This is a genomic window from Streptomyces sp. NPDC057623 (assembly GCF_042800355.1).
Taxonomy (GTDB): Bacteria; Actinomycetota; Actinomycetes; order Streptomycetales; family Streptomycetaceae; genus Streptomyces.
The window spans coordinates 77,079-96,138 of sequence record NZ_JBHVGZ010000009.1; the positions used below are offsets into that span (position 1 = coordinate 77,079).

A 19,060-nucleotide genomic window follows, 5' to 3' on the forward strand; every position below is an offset into this window, starting at 1 on the left:
ATGAGCATCCAGCTGCCACCGGAATTGGGGTTCGTCGCCAAGATCGCCGTCGGGGACGAGTTCCCGAGGGGGAACGAGGACAAGCTCGCCGAACTCGGTGCGGTCTGGAACGCAGCGGCGCAGGAGATCAACCAGCTCCTGGGGGAACTCAATCCGTCGACGGCCGCGACGTTCGAGAGCATGGCCGGGGCTCCGGCGGAGCAGTTCGGGCAGTTCGTCACCCAGCTGAGTTCGACCCTGCCCGTGATGGCGACGTCGGCCGCGCAACTCGGTGTGATGGCCGACAACATCGCGCTGGAGATCGAGTACGCGAAGTACATGATCATCCTGAATCTGGCGTGGATGGCCGCGGAAATCGCGTATCTGACGGCCACGTTGTTCGGGTCGGCGGCGATTCCGGCCGTCGTCACGGCGGGCCGGTTCGCGGTTCAGGCGATCCTGCGGGAGCTTTTCATCGCGGTGCTGTCGAACATCGTGATGCAGGTCGGCATGGATATCGCGGTGCAGGTCATCCAGTTCCTGAAGGGCGACCGCACGCACTGGGACCTGAGCAAGACCAAGGGCGCGGCGGAGATGGGTTCGATCGGCGGGGCCCTCGGCGGCGGGCTGGGCCAGATCATGCGCCACCTGGCCCCGAAGTTCGCCGACTCCTTCCTCGGCAACGTCACCCATGGCGGTCTGACCGGTCTGACCACGACCGCGGTGACCAACATCTTCGCTCCCGGGCAGAGCCTCGGGCTGGGCACGGTCTCCGAAGCGATCGGCGGGGCCCTCGAAGGTGGCGGCCGGCATGGCGGGCACGGCACGGGAGACGGGGTGTCGCCGGAGCACATCAGTGTGCCCAAGTTCGACATCCCGTCCTTGCCCGACCTGCTGAAGAACGCGAATCCGGGCGAGGGCCAGGCGGGCACCCCAACGCTCTCCACGACTCCGACGACCGACACGACCCCGACAACCGCCACGACACCCACGACCGACACGACCCCGACAACCGCCACGACACCCACGACCGACACGACCCCGACAACCGCCACGACACCCACGATCTCCACGACACCCACAACCTCCACGACACCCGCGCGTTCGGGCCAGGTGCCCGAAGGGAACTCGGAACAAGTTCCCGAAGAGAACTCGACCGGTCAGCGTCCCGGCGAGGACGACCTCGATCTGCCGGACGCGCCGAAGCCGTTCGACCCGTCGGAGCTGCCGGACCCGTCGCCCAGCACGCTCGTCACGGACCTTCCCGCCGCGCCGACCGGGACCCTGCCTGCGCTGCGACGCGAGGTGCAGAACCGCGTCACCGAGCTCAGCAGGATCGCGCGGTCGGCCGGGCTGCCCGAGTCGGAGTGGCGGCCGCGTGCCGACTCGGTGCGCGAGTCGGCACGCTCGGGCGACTGGGCCGAGACCAGCCGGCGTCTGCAGGATTTCCGGACCACGGTCGAACAGCGGGTTCTCGACCAACGGCTCGCGGACTTCCGCACCCATGTGGAGACCCAGGTCGCGAACGGCTTCTCCCCGCTGGGCGATCTGGGCGTCGACCAGGACGCCTGGCGTTCCCAGGTGGACGCCGTGGAGCAGGCGCAGCGAACGGGCAACCCGGTCCTGGTCGACAGCCGGCTCAAGGAGTACACCGACTTCGTCGAGCGTCATCTTCCGGTCGAGATGGTGTCGGAGAACGGCCCGAGCTCCTTCAACTCGGGAGTGGAGCAGCTTCGCCGGGAGCTGACCACGGTCAGCGACCCGGCCGCGCGGGAGGCGCTGCAGAAGGACCTGGAGTGGCACCAGCAGGTCCAGCAGCGCATGGACCGCCTGACGCAGTCCGATCCCGAGGACGACATCATGCGGCGCCGGACGATAGCGCAGCAGGAATCGGCCCGGTCGCCGGAGGAGTGGTCCCAGGCCCGTCAGACGCTGCAGGACTTCCAGAACCAGCGCGACATGCAGCGGCAGCTCGACGACCTGCGCCAGGGCACGGCCCAGACAGACCTGGAGCGACGGCTGGACGCGCTGCGCGAACAGGCACTGCCGGATAGGCGCGGGCAGGAGCTGCTGCAGCGGCTGCAGGACGCGACCACGCCTCAGGAGACCGAGCAGGCGCTGCGCGATCTGGTCGCGCACAACCAACTGACGCAGCAGGAGCGGCAGTTGAACGAGCTGCGCGAAGGTCTGCTGCCCGAAGCCGACCCGCAGGGCGAGCAGCTCGTCCAGAACGTGGAGAACGCGAGGACGCCTCAGGAGGCGCGCCAGGCACAGCAGGAGCTCAAGGAGTACACGGATCGTCAGATCGAGGAACAGCAGCAGTCGTTCACCGAGCGCCTGAATTCGCAGGAGGATGCCCGGACGCAGGCGGCGGACGAGGACCTGCTGCGGCGGCTCGACAGTCTGAACGCCGGTACACCGCAGGATCCGCGCGAGGCGGAGCTGCGGCAGCAGCTCGATGCCGCGACGAGCCCGCAGGAGCGGGCCCAGGTCATCCACGAGCTGGGAGTGCACCAGCAGGGCGTGCTGCAGCAGCGAGTCGATGCCGCGACGACGCCGCAGGAGCGCAGGCAGGCGCTCGACGCGCAGGCGAAGTTCAACGGCTGGACGCCGGTGGAGCGGCGGCTGGCCGAGCTGCGCACGGTGCTGAACCCGGGCGGTGCGCCGGAGGCGGACGCCCACCGGGCGGACCTGGTGCGGCAGGTGGAGAACGCCCGGACGCCTCAAGAGGCGCGCCAGGCACAGCAGGAGCTCAAGCAGCACACCGACCGCCAGATCGAGGAGCAGACGCGGCACTTGGAGGAACGGCTGCGTCAGCAGGCCTCCGGTGGCGGCCAGGGGTCGGCTGCCGCGGCGGCCAACGCGGACCTCATGCGGCGGTTCGAGGAGCTGCGCGGCGACGGGTCGCACCAGGACCCGCGCGAGGCCGAGCTGATGCGGCGGATGGAGGCCGCCGGCAGCCCGCAGGAGGCGCGGTCCGCCGAACAGCAGCTCAAGGACTATCTCGCCGACCGGGAGCAGCAGCGCCAGGTCAGCGAGCAGCGGCGACTGGAGCAGGTCCGCAGCCACGAGCAGGACGTCACCCAGTTGCGCGACCAGCTCACCCAGCAGCGCCGGACCGGCTCGCCGCAGGAGGTCGTACAGCAGACGCAGCAGCGGCTGGAGCAGGCGGAGCAGCGCCTGGCCACGGTGCGGACCCATGACGAGAACACCGCCGCGCTGCGCCGCGAACTCCAGCAGGAGATCGAACGGCCGGCGCCGGGCTCGGACCGTCCCGGTGCCGGGTCCGGTCGCGGCGGGGGAACGGACTCGGGCGGTACGGGTTCCGACTCGGGCTCCGGTAGCCGGCTCGACCGACTGGTCCAGGAAGGCATCTCCCGGCAGGCCGAGCAGGACCTCGCGCGCACGCAGGAGGAGCAGCGGTTCCTGCGCCAGGAGCCGGACGAGCCCGCCGCGTTCACCCTGGACGACATCGACGACCTGCCCAGCGCCCCCAGCACCAGGTCGGACGCCCTGCCGAGCGTTCCCACCGACCGGCCGGGCGCCCTGCCCGATGTGGCCACCGGCAGGCCCCAGACCCAGCCGAGCGCCGACACCGCCCAGCCGGCCGCACCGGCCACCCGGCCGGAGCCGTCGACCGCCACGCAGCAGGGACAGCAGTTCCTGCGCCAGGAGTCGGACGAGCCCGCCTCGTTCACCCTGGACGAGCTCGACGACCTGCCCAGCGCCCCCAACGCCAGGCCGGAAACCGTGCCGGGCGCCGACGCCGCCCAGTCCGGCACCCTGCCGGCCGCACCGGCCACCCGGCCGGAGCCGTCGACGGTCGGCCGGCCCGATCCGTTGTCGGTGCTGCCGGGCACCGGTGCCAGGCCCGATGCCACGGTGGCGGCCGAGCAGCGCCCCGTCGGCGACGAGGCGCGCGTGCCGCTGTCCGACGAGGCGGCCGACCGGATCGCCTCCGAGATCGAGGCGCTGCCCAGCGCACCGGTGAGTCCCCTGGCTCGTCCGGGCGATGCCCCGGCCGTCCAGGGGCAGCCGGAGACGTCCCGGCAGCCGCAGCGTGCCGAGCCCTCGGCGTCTCGTCCCGGGTCCGATGTGACGCAGACCCAGCGTTCCCGTCCCGTGGCCGAAACGGAGTTGCCCGCCGCGCCGGCATCCGGTCCACGCGTCGACCGGGCCACCATGCCCTCGCGTGTCCCACGGGTCGAGGACCTGGAGCGGACCCTCGCGGAGATCGAGCGCCAGGACTCCACCCCCACGCCCGCCCAGGACACCTCGGCGACGCCGTCCGAGCGCTCCACAGGGCCGACGGAACCGACCACCGGCGGCCAGGTGGTGGAGGAGCGCGCCCCGTCCTCGGGGAACACCTCCCAGGCACCCCGTGCACAGGAGCCCGGCAGCCCGTCGGCGCCCTCGTCCACAGCGGACCGGCCCGTCACCGACAACGATGCGGGGAGGGTGGGCTCGGCGGACGAGGCCCTCGACGGCAGCCGAGCCCCCCTGGGCGGCGCTGGGGACGTCCTGGCCGGCGGTGCCACCGGCAGCGGCGACGCGGCCCGCACGGCCACCAGCACGGGCACGGGTACGGGCACGGGCGCGGGCGCGGGCACCGGCACCGGCACCGGCACGGACACCAGCGCGGACACGAGTACGGGTACCAGCGCGTACACGGACACCGGCACGGACACCAGCACGGACACGGACACCGGCACCAGCGCGGGCACGGACACGGACACGGACACCGGCGCGGACACCGGCACCGGCACCGGCACCGGCACCGGCACGGACACCAGCGCGGACACGGGTACGGCCACCAGCGTGGGCGCGGGCGCCGGATCACGCACCGGTGTGGGCGCCGGCCGGGCTGCCGATGTGGCCCCGGCGTCCCGCGCGGGCGGGGTGGGCCGGCGGACCCTGGACTCTGCGGGGGCCGCGTCGGCCGTGGAGAGCGGCCGTGGCAAGGGGCAGGGCACGGCGGGGCCGGATACGGCGGGACAGGAGGCGTCGGCGTCGTCCGGTTCCGAGCCGACCCGGGCGCACGAGGCCACCCGGCCGGGCGAGACGGAGCGCCCCCCGGCGCTGTCCACGGAGCGGATCGCGGCCAACACGCCCGACACGGCCGTACTGCCCGCCAGACCGGCGGCGTCGCGGACGGCAGACGCGCCGGGAGCCGGGGAGGCCGGCGGGCTTGCGCCGCACGCCGGTCCCGAGCGGTCGGCCGTAGCCGGGCCGGACGTGGTTGCGGCGCCTTCCGGGGCACCGTCCGTGCAGGCGGATAGCCCGACGGCCGGCGGCGCCGACGCGCCGTCGCGGCGGTCGACGACGAAGTCGACCAGGCCGACCAGGCCGCAGGAGCGGGAGGCGGACGAGGCCACGGCCGTGGCCCCGCGGATGGAGGGCGGCACCGAGGTTCCGGCTCCTGGGCGCGAGCAGGCGCCGCCGTCGCAGGACGTGCGGCCGCAGGACGTGCGGCCGCAGGACGTGCGGCCGCAGGACGTGCAGGGGCGCACGACGGTTGAGGACGTCCAGGGCATCGCGCCCGACCCGTCACTCCGCCGGTTCGCCGAGCAGCAGTTCGGCAAGCTGGCCGAGCCGACGGCACGTCAGCTCTGGGCCGATGCGTCGCGGATCACCGCGGAGCACTCCCCGTTCCGTCTCACGGTCGCCGAGGGCGCCCGAGGACTGCTGGAGCGCGACCCCGAGCAGTTCTGGGCGACAATGCGCGTGGCGCGGGTACTGCACCAGAACGAGAGCGCGCCGGACCGGGACGCGCAGGCCGTCGCGGCGGCCGGGGCCCTGGCCGCCGAACGCGATGCCCGTTCCGTGCACGAGGGCCTGCGGGGTGGGCTCGCCGCCCGCATGGCCGACGTCGCGCAAGCGCGCCCGGCCGAGGAATCCCGGAACGCCGACCTGCCGCAGACGGACTCCCTGAAGGCCTTCCTGGCACGTCTCGACGGCACCGGTACGTCCACCGAGGTGTCGTCGGGGCAGGCCGACGCGGGGGCCCACGCCGTGGCGCCGGTCGCCGATCTGGTGTCGGACAGCGCCCCCGGCCCCGCCACGGAGCGCGGTCGGCGGGCCCTGTACGCGGATCCGGCGTACGCCTCCACGGCCCGGGAGTTCGAGAAGCGGCTGGGCGCGCACGCGTTCCGTCAGCCGAGGGCGCTTCAGGCGGCTCGGCAGGGCGTGGCCCGCCTGTTCGAGGTACTCACCCAGGCGCACCCCGAACGGAGCCGCCAGGAGATCGCGAAGATCTTCTTCACCGGCAACCTGACGTCGGCGGGGCAGATCGGCGCCGACAACGGGCTCGCCCGTCTCGAAGAGCTGCTGAAGCAGGGCAGCGTACGGGAGTTGGCGACCGCCTTCTTCAACGCGGCCATCGAGAACGACGCGCCGCTGACGTTGAGGTCGATGCTCCATGACGTCGCCGCCGCCGGAGACTGGGCGAAGGCGGAGCGTCTCGGCCTGGACATGCAGGCGCTGCGCGAGCAGGTGACCTTCCTCCGGAGCGAGCTGCGCGCCCGGCTGCGTGCCGCGGTCGAGCGGGTCGCGCCGGACCGGGCGAGCATGTTCGACGACGACTTCTTCAGTATCGGGAACATGGCGGCGCAGGCGCCGTCGTGGAAGCGGGAGGCCGCGAAGTACTGGGGCGACGAGTACTTCAGGCACCGCTGGCCGCGTCCGCAGGCGGACCGGCTGCGCGGGGACCTCGCCGCCACGCCGGGCGAGTGGGATCGTCTGGGCGTCGGGCTGAGCGAGCGCGAGGTGGCGTTCCTCGCCGCCAACCAGAGCGCTCTGCGGGTGCTGGGCTTCCGTACGGAGCAGGTGCCGCTGGAGCGGGTGACCTTCGACGAGCAGGGTGCCCCGCTGCTGGACGAGCTGCGTTCGGCTCCCGATGTGCTGGGAATCGAGGTGCACTACAACGCCGCGGAGGGCACCGAGGGCCGGACGGTGACCGGGATCACCAGGATCGTCGAGGAGCCCGCGGCCGTCGAGTGGCCGCGCGCGGGCGATCTGGGTCCGGGCGAGCAAGGGCCGGAGCTGCCGCTGGGTTCTGTCTCGGGCAGGGCCTGGTTCGCGCTGGACGAGGCGTCCGAGTTGTTCCGCGAGATGCACGGCAGGCGGGGCATGCCGCTGACCGCGGGCGTTTCGGGCACCGCCGCACGCATGGGGAGCGCCTTCAAGCTGCTGAATGTCCCCGGTCTCGACGCGGAGGGCCTCGCATTGGCCCTGATCGGGTGGATGCTTCCGCTGCAGGACCATTCGCTGTACGAAATCCTGGCGGGACTGCAGACCGCGGACGTGGTGCCGTCCCTGGCGTCGAACCCGTTGGACGACGCGGTGCGCATGTACCGGTCGGTCCCTGGCGTGCAGTCGGCCCAGCTGCGACGGCTCGCGGTGGACGGCATGCTGCCGCACGAGGCGGTCTACTGGTCCAGGGTCACCGCCCCGGCCGAGGAAGGGGGCTACACGGGGCTCGGCGTGCACGGGCTGTCTCAGGTCGAGGAGCGCAGGAACGCGTTCGAGAGCCTGATCGACAAATCGCTGCCCGCGGACCCGGAAGAGGACGGGCCGGTGGAGAGCTGGCTGCGGCTCAACGGGATGACGGCGCGAGAGGTGATGGAGCGCCTGACCCAGGCGCACATCGCCTCGATCGTGACGTACACCAGTTCGACCTATCAGCTGATCAACCCGCTGCTCAGGCCCGACCCCGACGAGGCCCGTTCGGCACTGCGCCGCCAGGTCACGTGGCTGGTCGAGGAGTACCTCCGCGGCAAAAGTCAACTGCCGCCCGCACTGAGCGGTCACCCGGAGACCCGTCCTTTTACTCTGTCGGCCGTGACAAACCGGGAGACGACGCCCGAGCAACTGGCCCTGCTCCGGGAGCGGTTGTACGAGGTGGTCGAGCAACTGCTGCCCGTCGTCGAGCAGGAGATGACGGCCCACGCCGCGATGCTGGCCGATGCGCTGGAGCAGTTGCCGCCCGCGACCGGTGAGGCCTGGCGCGGCACACGACGGGTGGGCTACGAGGACTCGGAGCTCTCCTTCAGCAAGTTCGCCAGCTTCAGCCGGGACCGTGACCAAGCAGAGCACGGGTTCCTGTTCATCGGTAAGGCCCCGTTGCCGGACTCCCACCGCGTGCTCATCCGCGCCGACCTCACCGGGAATTGGGGCCGGGACATCTCGGCCTTCTCCATGAACGAGGACGAGCAGGAAGTGCTGCTCCTGCCCACGGCCCGTCTGAACATCACCTCTCGTGAGGTCCACAAGCTCCCCACGCACTCGTACGAGCTGATCGACGCTGTCGAGGAGCCGCCCGAGTTCCCGCCCAGCGCGCTGAGGAACGCGCTGCAGCACCTCGCCGAGGCCGGGCCGGTGCTCAACCGCGGCCATCTGCTGCCGCTGGCCAGGCGGATCGGCGCGGCGGACGGCCTGCAGGTCTGGCACCTGGGTGCGCTGGCGAGTGAGGTGTACGGAGGACCGGAGCACCTGACGGTCGAGCGCCTGGCGGCCGTACGTGGTGTGGCTGACCTGGCCCGTGGTGTCCTGAGGCCCGGCCCGGACCGGCAGATCGCCGGGGTGGACCTGGATGCGCTGGTGCGCCGCCTGGACGGCACCGGGACGGTCACCCCGGTCGACGAGGGCGCTCGGTCGCGCCTGGTGGATCTCGCGGCTCGGTTGGAGAGGTCCGGGCAGCGTGTGACGTACCCCCGGGTGGCCACCGAGTGGCGGACGGCAGCGTCCGAGGGGAACCAGGAGGACCGGCCCGGGCAGAACTCGGGCTCCGGTGGTGACATGCCGGTCCCGCCGGACCTCAGGCGGTTCGTGGTGACGCTGGGCAAGTTGGACGAGCGTGCGGCAGGCGAGCTGTGGGATGAGGCCGCACGCATCACGGCGGCGCACAACCCGTTCGACCTGACGGTGGCCGAGGGCGGCGGTTCGCTGCTGGAGCGGGACTCGCGGCGGTTCTGGGCGACGATGCGGGTGGCGCAGGTGCTGCGCGAGTCCGAGGGACAGGCGGACCGGCTCGACCGGGCGGTCCAGGCGGCACGGGAACTGGCCGCGCGGCGGGGTGTCCGCGTGGTGCGGGAAGGGCTGCTGGGCGGCTCCCCGGACGTCGCGGTCGCTGAGTCCGGTGCTTCGGGCGCGAGCGCGACGGCGTCCAGCGCGGCAGGGACGTCCGAGCCGGCACCCGGGAACAAGCCGGACCTGCTCCCGGGGAGTGCCGCCGCTCACGAGGCCGTGCGGCCGGGCCGTACCCCGGTACGCGCCGTGCCCGTCCCCGGAGTGTCCGAGTCGCCGCAGACCACCTCGGAGCCGGCCAAGGGGCCCGGCCTCGGGGCGCTGTACGCGGACCCGGGATACCTGCGCAAGGCGCGGGAGTTCGAGGACCGGCTGGGTGAGTTCGCGTCCAGTCATCCGACGGCGCGGGCGGCTGCTCAAAGGAGCCTGGACCGTCTGTTCAAGGTACTCACCAAGGCCCATCCCGCGGCCCGCCCGGAGGAGATCGCGAAGGTTCTCCTCGGCGGCCTGACACCGGCGGGCGAGGCCCGTGAGGACAGCGCGCCGTCCCGTCTGAAGAGTCTGCTGAAGCAGGGCAGTACGCGGGATCTGATGACCGCTTTCACCAACGGGGTGCTGTTCCATGATTCCCCGCTGACACTGAAGGCGTTGCTCCGTGACATCGCCGAGTCGGGTGACTGGTCGAAGGCCAGGAGACTGGGGATCGACGCGCAGGCGCTGCGTGAGCGGCGAGACGTTCTGGAGGGTGACCAGCTGCCGTTGGGCGTGTTCGCCGGGACGGCCGCCAGGCTCGGGAACGCCTTCCGGCTGCTGAACGTGCCCAAGACGGAAGGGGACGCCTTCGCGCTGGCTGTGATCGGGCGGATGCTCCCGCTGGGAGACCGTTCGCTGTACGAGGTTCTGGCCGGTCTGCAGACGACGGACGTGGTGCCGTCGCTGGCGGAGAACCCGTTGGACGACGCGGCGCTGATCTACCGGTCGATTCCGGGGGTGTCGCTCGCCGAGGTGCGCCAGCAGGTCGGCGAGGCGGGCATGCTGCCGCACGAGGCCCTCTACTGGTCCAAGATCACCACTCCCGTCCAGGAGGGTGGTCTCGCCGAGCCCGGCAGGCGGAAACTGGTCTCCGCGGACGTGAAGAGGGGCAACTTCGAGTATTTCGCCGAAAAGGCGTTGACCGACACGTCATCCGTCTCCCCGTACGAGGAACGGCCCACCGAGCGCTGGTTGCGGGAGAACCGTGTGACGGCGTCGGAGGTGCTGACGAAGCTGAGTCCGGCTCACTTCGCCGTCCTGGTGGCGTACACCAGCACGGCTTCCTCGCTGCTGAACACGACGCTCCAGACCGAGCCCGCCAACGTACGGCCGGCGATGCACAAGCGGATCAAGCAGCTCCTCGACGAGCATTACAACAACCACCACAGGCTCAGCCTCGCGTTCTCCCAGGACCCGGAAGTCGCGAGGCTGCTCGCGCTGCTCCCCATCGACCGCGATGAGCGGCCCGAGGAGACGGCGCGGCTGATGGAGCAGCTCCACGTCGCCACCGAGAAGCTGCTGCCCGCCATCGAGCGGGAGATGGCGATGCACGCAGCGATACTGACGGATGCTCTGGAGCAGCTGCCTGCGGCGTCGGGTGAGGTCTGGCGGGGCACGCGCTCTGTTGCGGACCTCCACGCGGGGATCGGACCGATCGACTCCTTGGACCCCGGCGGCTTCGAGCTGTCGTTCCCGGCGTTCACCAGCTTCAGCCGGAACACGGACGAAGCCCGTCGGTTCATGGAGGTGGAGCGCGGGCGGGCAGAACGTCCCGTCCTGGTCCGTACCGAACTCGCCGGGAACCTGGGCCGGGACATCTCGATCTTCTCGGTCCATGAGTACGAGCGCGAGGTCCTGCTGCTGGCCGGGGCCCGCGTGCAGATCCTCTCCCGCGAGGTGGCCTCGAACGACGGCCATGAGTACGAACTGATCGACACCCGGGAGGTGGCGCCGCCGTCGGCGGAGCTCAAGCGGTTCGTGGTGACGTTCGGCAAGCTGGACGAGCATGCGGCGGGCGAGCTGTGGGGGGAGGCGGCGCGGATCATGGCGGAACACAACTGGTACAACCTGACGGTCGCCGAGGGCGGCGCTTCGCTGCGCGAACGTGATCCGGCGCAGTACTGGGCGACGATGCGGGTGGCGCAGCTGCTGCGCGAGTCCGAGGGACAGGCGGACCGGCTCGACCGGGCGGTCCAGGCGGCACGCGAGCTGGCCGCGCAGCGGGGTCTCAGTGCGGTGCGGGAAGGGCTGCTGGGCGGCTTGCCGGACATCACGGCTGCTGAGTCCAGCAGGACCGGCGCGACGGCCCAGTCCGACGCGCCCCTGGGGCAAGCCGCCCCCGTTTCGGGCGACTCGGAGACGTTCGCCGAGGCCCCGAGGCTGCTGAGCGCGCTGTACACGGACCCGGCATACGTCCCGCTGGCGCTTGACTTCGAGTCCAGGCTCGCCGGGTACGCGGCCAGTCACCTGAGAGCGCTGGAGATGGCGCAGATCGCGGTGGCCGTGCTCTTCCATGTGCTCTCCCACGCGCATCCCGACCTGGGCGAACAGGAGATCGCCCAGGTGTTCCAGCCGGACGACCACATGGCGCTGGATCAGCCGGAACAGCGCCCCTGGCCTGCCGGCGTCGACCAGGGCGTACGGGAGTTGATGGCGGCCTTCCACCATGCGGCGATCTCCAGCGATTCGCCGCTGGCCTTCCCGGCGTTGCAGCGCGGCATCGTCGGCTCGGGGGACTGGGAGAAGGCGGAGGAGCTGGGCCTGGACGTCCAGGCGCTGCGCGCCGGAGCCACGCCCGTGCCGCTGCCCGAGGGTGTGTCGCAGACCGCCGCGCAGCTCGGGAACGTTCTTCGGGTGCTGAACATCATCGAAGCGGACGGGGAAGGGTTCGCGCTCGCCCTGATGGCGTGGCTGATTCCGCAGGAACAGTCGCTCTACGAGGTGCTGGCGGGTCTTCGGACGGCGGACGTGGTCCCGTCGCTGGCCGGGAACACGTTGGAGGACGCCGCGCAAATGTACCGGTCCGTCCCGGGGCTGGAACTGCACGAAATACGCCGGCAGGTCGCCGGCGAGGGCCTGCTGCCGCACGAGGCCGTCTACTGGTCCAGGGTCGAACACGGCGATTTCGCCGAGCCGGGCAAGACGCTGGTGCGCAAGGCCAGGCAGCAGATGGAGAAGTTCTCCGGCCTCGCGGACGAGTCACTGAGCGATCTGTCGCTGTCCGACGTGGAGGACGAGCCGTCGGTCGAGCGCTGGCTGCTCATGCACGACATGACGGCGCAGGAGGTGCTGAACCGGCTGTCCCTCGCTCATTTCGTCGCCCTGATGGCATACACCGGCACGGCTTCCGCGCTGATGAACACCCTGCTCAAGTTCCAGCCCGCCGAGGCCCGGTCGGCGCTGCGCGATCGGGCCAGGCGGATCATCGACGAGCGTTTCGGCCAGTCGCTCGTGAACATCAGCAACGTGCTGACCGCCGACCCGGTCGCCAAGCAGCTCTTCGCCGTTGAGCACTGGCACGTGACGCCGGAGGAGAACGAGCGGAACACGCAGGAGCTCTACGCCATCACCGAGCGGCTGCTGCCCGCCATCGAGCGGGAGCTGACGGCGCACTCCGCGATGCTGCTCGACGCGTTGGAGCAGTTGCCGCCCGCGGAAGGCGAGGTCTGGCGTGGCAAGCGCTCCGCGCAGGAGCTCTTCGCCGGGACCGGCCACGGCGACCCGGCCGCCTCCGGCCGCTCCGAGTTCACCTTCCCGGCGTTCGCCAGCTTCAGCCGCGACGAGACCATGGCCAAGGGATTCATGCGGGACAACCTCCCGCTCAGGGAATACCCCGTGCTGGTCCGCGTGGAGCTGACCGGGCACTGGGGACGGGACATCACGGCGTTCTCGACGCACCCGGAAGAGGAGGAGGTGCTGCTGCTTCCCGGGGCCCGGCTGAAGATCGAGGAGCGACGGCTGGACAGCGACGAGGAAGGCGACTACGAGGAGATCGACGCCCGGGAGCTGGCGCCGCCGTCGGCGGAGCTCCAACGGTTCGACGTCGCGTTCGGCAAGCTGGACGAGCGTACGGCCGGGGAGCTGTGGCGTGAGGCCGTGCGGATCACGGAGGAGCACAACCCGTTCGACCTGACGGTGGCCGAGGGCGGCCGTTCGCTGCTGGAGCGGGATTCGGAGCAGTACTGGGCGACGATGCGTGTGGCCCAGGAACTGCAGCAGAACGCCGGCGCGCCGGACCCCGACGCCCGGGCCGTCACGGTGGCAAAGGCCCTGGCCGAGGAGCGGGGCGTCGATACGTCGCGGCCGCGGATGCGCGGCGGTGCCATCGACACCCTGACCGCGTCGAGGCCGCCACGCGCGGTGACGCAGACCACGCCGTCCCAGATCGCGGGGACGAGTTCCGGGACCAATGAACGGTCGAGGCTGCGCCCGACGCGACTGGAACGCATCGCCGAGCACGAGGACATCGCGCTGCCCGGCACCGGCCACGTCCTCCGCGTCGACGCCGAGTCGGGACGGCTGCTGTCCGTGGTGTCCGGCGGGAACGAGGCCGGCACCGACGTGCGGGTCGAGCCGACCGAGGACGGCGGGTTCGCGGTGCACGTCGAGGGCCTGGCGGAGGGCCCGGTGACGTGGCACTACGACACCGACCAGGTGCTGGAATCGATGGAGCGCCCGCTGGCCGTGTACCGGGGCAACCCGCTCAGCGGTCAGCGCGTGCGGCTCCACTTCGCGCCGGACGGCGCCCTGCGCGAGGTCCGGCTCGTACCGCAGGGCGCCGGTCGGCAGTCGCACGCCGACGTGCTGCGGGGCGATGCGGCCACCCGGTTGCCCGGCGGATTCCGGGTGACCGATCCGCGCACCGAGGTGGAGTACTACTTCGACCACGTGGCACAGCAGACGCGGGCTCCGGAGCCGGTCACCCGGAACATCCTCTTCGGCGGAGGATCGAGCCGGCTGTCCTCGGACGCCCTGCGGGCCATCGACGCGCTCGCCGCGAGCACGGCCCAGGAGGGTGTGGCGGCCTTCGAGCAGCAACGGCCACTGCCTGTCGTGTCGATCAGCGGTCACGGCAACGGCACCGTGCTCGGGCGGCCCCACTACGGCCGGGCCATCCGGCGTGGCGAGGAGCGGGCGGAGGCGGTGGCCAAGGCCTTCACCGAGAGGCTGAGCGTGCATCTGCGGGGGGCGCAGGCGCCTCCCGAGCTGCACGCCGCCGACTTCGCCGGGGGCGTCACGTCACGCGGCCGCGAGTACCCGCTCGGCACGAGCCCCGCCGACGGCCCGGCCGCCCTGCGCCGCGCGGTCATCACGATCAGCCACCCGACGCGGACCCTGGCAGGCCTTTTCGCGGCCTCACCCCAGCGGGAGGCGGCACCGCCGGCCGGGGACGTGACGGTCCCTGAGCAGACGCGTACGGCCGAGGAGGTACGCGGCCCGGAGCAGGTTTCCGCTGCCGCGGAGAAGGTTAGGGCCGCGCAGGAGGAGAGCTCTCCGGAGGAGGCCGGTACGCCGGAACAGGCGTCCGCCGCTGAGGAGATCCGCGTATCCGAGCAGGCGCCCACCACCGAGCACACCCACGCCCACGTACCCGCGCAGGCGGTCGCGTCCTCGTCGGTGGAGCGACAGGCCGGCCCGCAGCAGGTGGCGGAGCAAGCGCCGACCGCCGAGGTGCCGTGGTACGTGGAGCGAGGCGCTCTGGGCGAGGTGACCGTCCACGACGCCAAGACGTTCGAAGAGGACGTGGCACGGCGGTGGGCGGAGCGAGTCGCGTTCGAGGTGACGCGGCCGGGGGACGCCACCGAGCTGATCGAGGGCATCTACGACGCGGTCCGCGGGCTGCTGGCCGGCGCACCCGAGTCGTCGTCGGCGAAGGTGGTCCACGGCGAGGACAAGCACGCCGGCACGCCCGCCGCCGTCTGGGACCGGGCGCTGCAGCGGGGCCTGATGGTGACGGCCGGCGACCACGTGGTGTGGGTGCGGCCGGTACTGAAGGCGCTGGCGCCGGCGCCGGCGGACCCCCGGGCGGACGCGGCGGTGCGCGAGTACAAGGTGTCCTTCGCCGGGCTGTCGTCCACCACCAAGACCGCGACCGACCGTCCGCACGGCGCCGACATCGTCCCGCTCACGGCCCTGTCACTCGCCCAGGGCGCCGGCTCCCTGCTGCCGGTGATCCCGCTCGTCGGCGGCCAGTGGAGCCGCCAGCAGGCCACGGAACTCGAACGCAGCGTGGTCGCCGGCCGCAAGGTCTTCGTGCGGGACATGCTCCGGTTCCTGGCGGGCGGAGCGCACCTGCGTGTCTTCGTGGACGGCGAGCCGCGCCCCTACCTCTCCGGGGACGAGCAGCTGGTCGTACCGGTCCAGGTGACGGTGGACCTGCCCACTGAATTCACCCGGCCGGGCGGGCCACGCCCCGAGGCCGTGGACGGACCCGCCCCACAGGGCACCGGTGTGGCGCGCCCGCACCACGCCCGCGAGGTGATCAACGCCATCGACCTGGTGCCGGTTGCGGCCGGGCTGCAGCAGCGCCTGCGTTCCGCGGGACTGCCCGCCGAGGCGGTGCGGCAGATCGCGGAGACGGTGCTGTCCCGGCTCAACGAGAAGGCGGCCCGTAACCGGAGCAGGCACCTGCTCGGCAACGGCGTACTGACGAACCGCGTGGACGTCCGCGCGGGCCGAGGGCGGTTCCGCGGCCGCGTTGCCGTCAAGGCGACGATCCACGACCTGCAGTACGTGGGTGACACCCCGGAGATCGCCGTGCGCGAGGACTCCGGGGTCGGCATCACCGCCGCCCGTTCGCGGATGGACAAGGCGCGGCTGGCGCTCGGCGTGGCCAGCGGGGGCGGAACCAGCGGCACGGTCCGGTTCATGCCCTCCGCCGCGCTGTCGTACGAGCGCAGCCGCAACGCCGGGCACGGCCTGGCCGAGGTGGCGATGAGCCACACCGTGCTCAACGCCACCAGCGAGCAGGCCCGGTACCGGGCGGGGCTGCGGGTCACGGTGGAGGTGCTGTCGGACACCCACCGCATCGCTCCCGTGGAGCAGGTCGTCGACGCGGAGATCGGCGTCCCCGGCCGGGAGGCGGCCGACTTCGAGAAGCGGCTGCTGGGCGAGGACGCGTCGCCGCTGCGGCAGGCGGCACCCTCCCTGGAGGGCCCCGTCGACGCACAGCCGAACGTGGCACGGTTGCTGACGCTGGCGGCGGACCACGGAGTGGAACTGCCGGACTCCGCCTACCAGAGGCCGGTGCGGCTGGACACCCCGCTGCCGCAGCCGCACCCGCGCGAGCCGCTCGCGCTGGCGTCCCGCCTCGGTCAGGGCTTCGGCATGGGCATCGCCCTGCCCGGCGCCGAGCTCGTACTGCCCCAGATCCGCACCGTGCTGGCCACGCTGCACCGGCAGTTGTCGGGCGGCCGGACGCCGGACTGGTCGGCGGCCGAGGACGACCTGATCGCGTGGTTCGGCCGCCCGGCTCTCGAAGGCGACCTGCCGCGGCTGCTGTCGGGTGTGACGCACGGGATCCCCCTGAACGGCCGGACGTACACCGTGTCGGTGGGGGCGCGCCTGCTGGAGCGGGTCGGCGGCCGCACCGATGTGGACGCCTACCCGATGATCGTCAACGCGCGGGCGCTGGAGAGCGCCTCGGCGACCGGCAACCGGGCCACCTCCTGGGGCGTCGGCTTCCGGCTCGGTGCCCGGCTGAGCGTGCAGCTGAAGAAGATCCTGCGCCTGCAACTGGGCAACTTCGGCTTCTCGGTCGGCGGCGGGCGCAGCGGCACCAGCCAGTTCGCGGGCGCCGCCAAGTCCTACCGGCGTACGGAGACGGTGGGCTCCGTCGACGAGCACGTCTACAACCTGGTCTACGAGCTGTCGGTGCGTTCCTCGGGGCACTCGCCGCAGCGGTGGTGGATCGACCGGACCGACGACGTGGTGGCCCGGGTCGTCGTGCCGCACCAGCACGTCCCCGCGCGGCCGCTCAGCGTCGATGACGCTCGCGCGGCCGGCCAGGTGAGCCCGCTGGCCGCGTTGCCGCAGACGGCGACCGACTTCCGTCACGGCGGCGTCGCCGGCGTCTTCCCGGCCTTCCTCACCCCCCGCGACCTGCCGCGCGCCGCGGCTCGGTTGTTCCAGGAGGCCGACGGGCTGCCCGAGAGCTGGCTGGAGGACTGGGGGAACTGGCCCGCCGAGCTGCACCGGACCTTCTCGTCGACGGACCTGGCGGCCCGCTTCGCGGACCTGGTCGGACCGAGCGGCGTGCTGGTCGACCTGCCCACCACCGACGGCGGCTGGCACCACATGCTGCGCGTCCGGATGGTGGTCACCGAGCCCCGGCACCTCACCGCCCACGCCGCGAAGGGCGAGGAGGTGGAGATCGAGCAGTACTCGCAGGGGCAGGCGCAGTACGAGAGCGGCCGCGCGAAGGAGCGCTCGGCCGGCCTGACCGCCGGTGCCGGGCTGCGGTTCGAGGCCGGTGACGAGAAGGCGAGGTTCGGGCACGCCAAGGTCACCACCCAGGGCAAGGCGGGCTGGGAGTGGGGTCGCAGCAACGAGGAGACCACGAGCGCGGGCCCGGTGGGCATCACCCGTGCCACCTACGGCGGCACCACCCACACCTACCGCGCGGACCCGGTGTTCGAACTCACCGTCTTCCGGTGGAAGAGCCCCGGCGTGCTCGACCGGCTGACCGGCGCCGGCCGCGGCATGACCAGCAGGACACAGGTCGTCCGGGTCGCGGACGGGCTGGAGTTCCTCGTACCCGAGCGGCGGATCCCGGATCTGGGCCTGACGCCACCGCAGGACGCGGTGGTGGCGCCGCACGAGCCGACGGGTCACGTGGATCCCGTACTGCTGCCGGGGGTGAGCCACGCCGAAGTGCTGCACGCCGACGGTGTGCTGGAGCTGATGAAGGGGTGGCTCGGCGAGCAGGGCCTGCTGAAGGACCGCGGCGACGGGTACCGGCCGAACCTGCTGACGCGCGAACTGGAGAGGTCCTTCTCGTCCGAGGCGCTGCTCAGCCAGTACGCGGTCCTGACGGGCGGCGGCGTGTCGCGGTGGCTCGCGGTGCCCTCCGCCTTCGGCACCCGCTACCTGTGGGTGGGGGTCACCGCGGAGGCGGGTCGGCCGCTGGAGCAGCTCGACCGGCCCGACGTGCGGCTGACGCTGCGCAACCAGACGGTGCGGTCGACCGGCGAGTCCCGGGCGACGACCTTCGGATGGCAGGCGGCCTTCGTGGGGCGCGCCCTGTTCGGCGAGGAGACCCATGTCGGCCCGGAGATCGAGGCCGGCTACCACCGGGCGACCGAGGTCGGCCACGAGAAGTCCGAGAAGGAGACGGAGATCTACCGGGCGCAGACCCGGGAGGACTCCGTCGAGTTCGCCCATGAGCTGACGTTCCAGGTCCGGATGGGTCTCGCCCACGAGCTGCCCGACGTGCTGCGCGCTCCGCTCGGCGCGGTACGCGGCGCCGCGCTGGCGGTGGCCGGCTGGACCGGGCACCAGCAGGACGCTTCCGCGTGGTGGCAGGCCCACGAGACGTTCGTCAAGAGCTTCCCGGACCCGGAGAACACCGACTCCGGCACCGTACGCGGTGATGTCCGCCTCCTGGTCCCGCGTCATCTGGTCACCCCCGGCGAGCTGCCGCCCGCTCCGGCCCGCGCCTACGGCACCGACCCGGTGTGGGAGCCGGCCGAGGACCGGCCGCGGCCCTCCGCCAGTGCGACTCCCGCGCCCTTGCTGGAGCGGCTGGCGCAGGACGCCCACCCGTGGGCGCTGCCCGCGCACGCGGCGGTGCACAGGTGGGCGGCACTGGCCGCGGCCCCTTCGCGGGTGCAGCGCGAGAACCTGGAGGCAGTCGCCCCGGACACCTGGAACATCCCCGGGCCGCAGATCGCGGCAGGCGTGTCGTACGCCCACCACACGGGCGAGAACATGCTGCGGGCCGGCTTCGAGAAGCTGTTGAAGCACCAGTACGTGGTGCCGGTCGGCCGGCGCGACGTCACCGTCGGCATCGACGTGCTGAGCGTCA

At 72.3% G+C, this 19,060-nt stretch carries 1 protein-coding gene (running past one end of the window); it reads left to right on the top strand.

The annotated features are described in order from the left end of the window. Nucleotides 1-19,060: the beginning of a hypothetical protein gene (locus ACFU95_RS12625; protein WP_383825825.1), read on the top strand. 37,421 nt of this gene lie beyond the right edge of the window; the window shows 19,060 of its 56,481 coding nt (coding positions 1-19,060); it begins with the start codon at nucleotides 1-3; its stop codon lies off the right edge, out of view.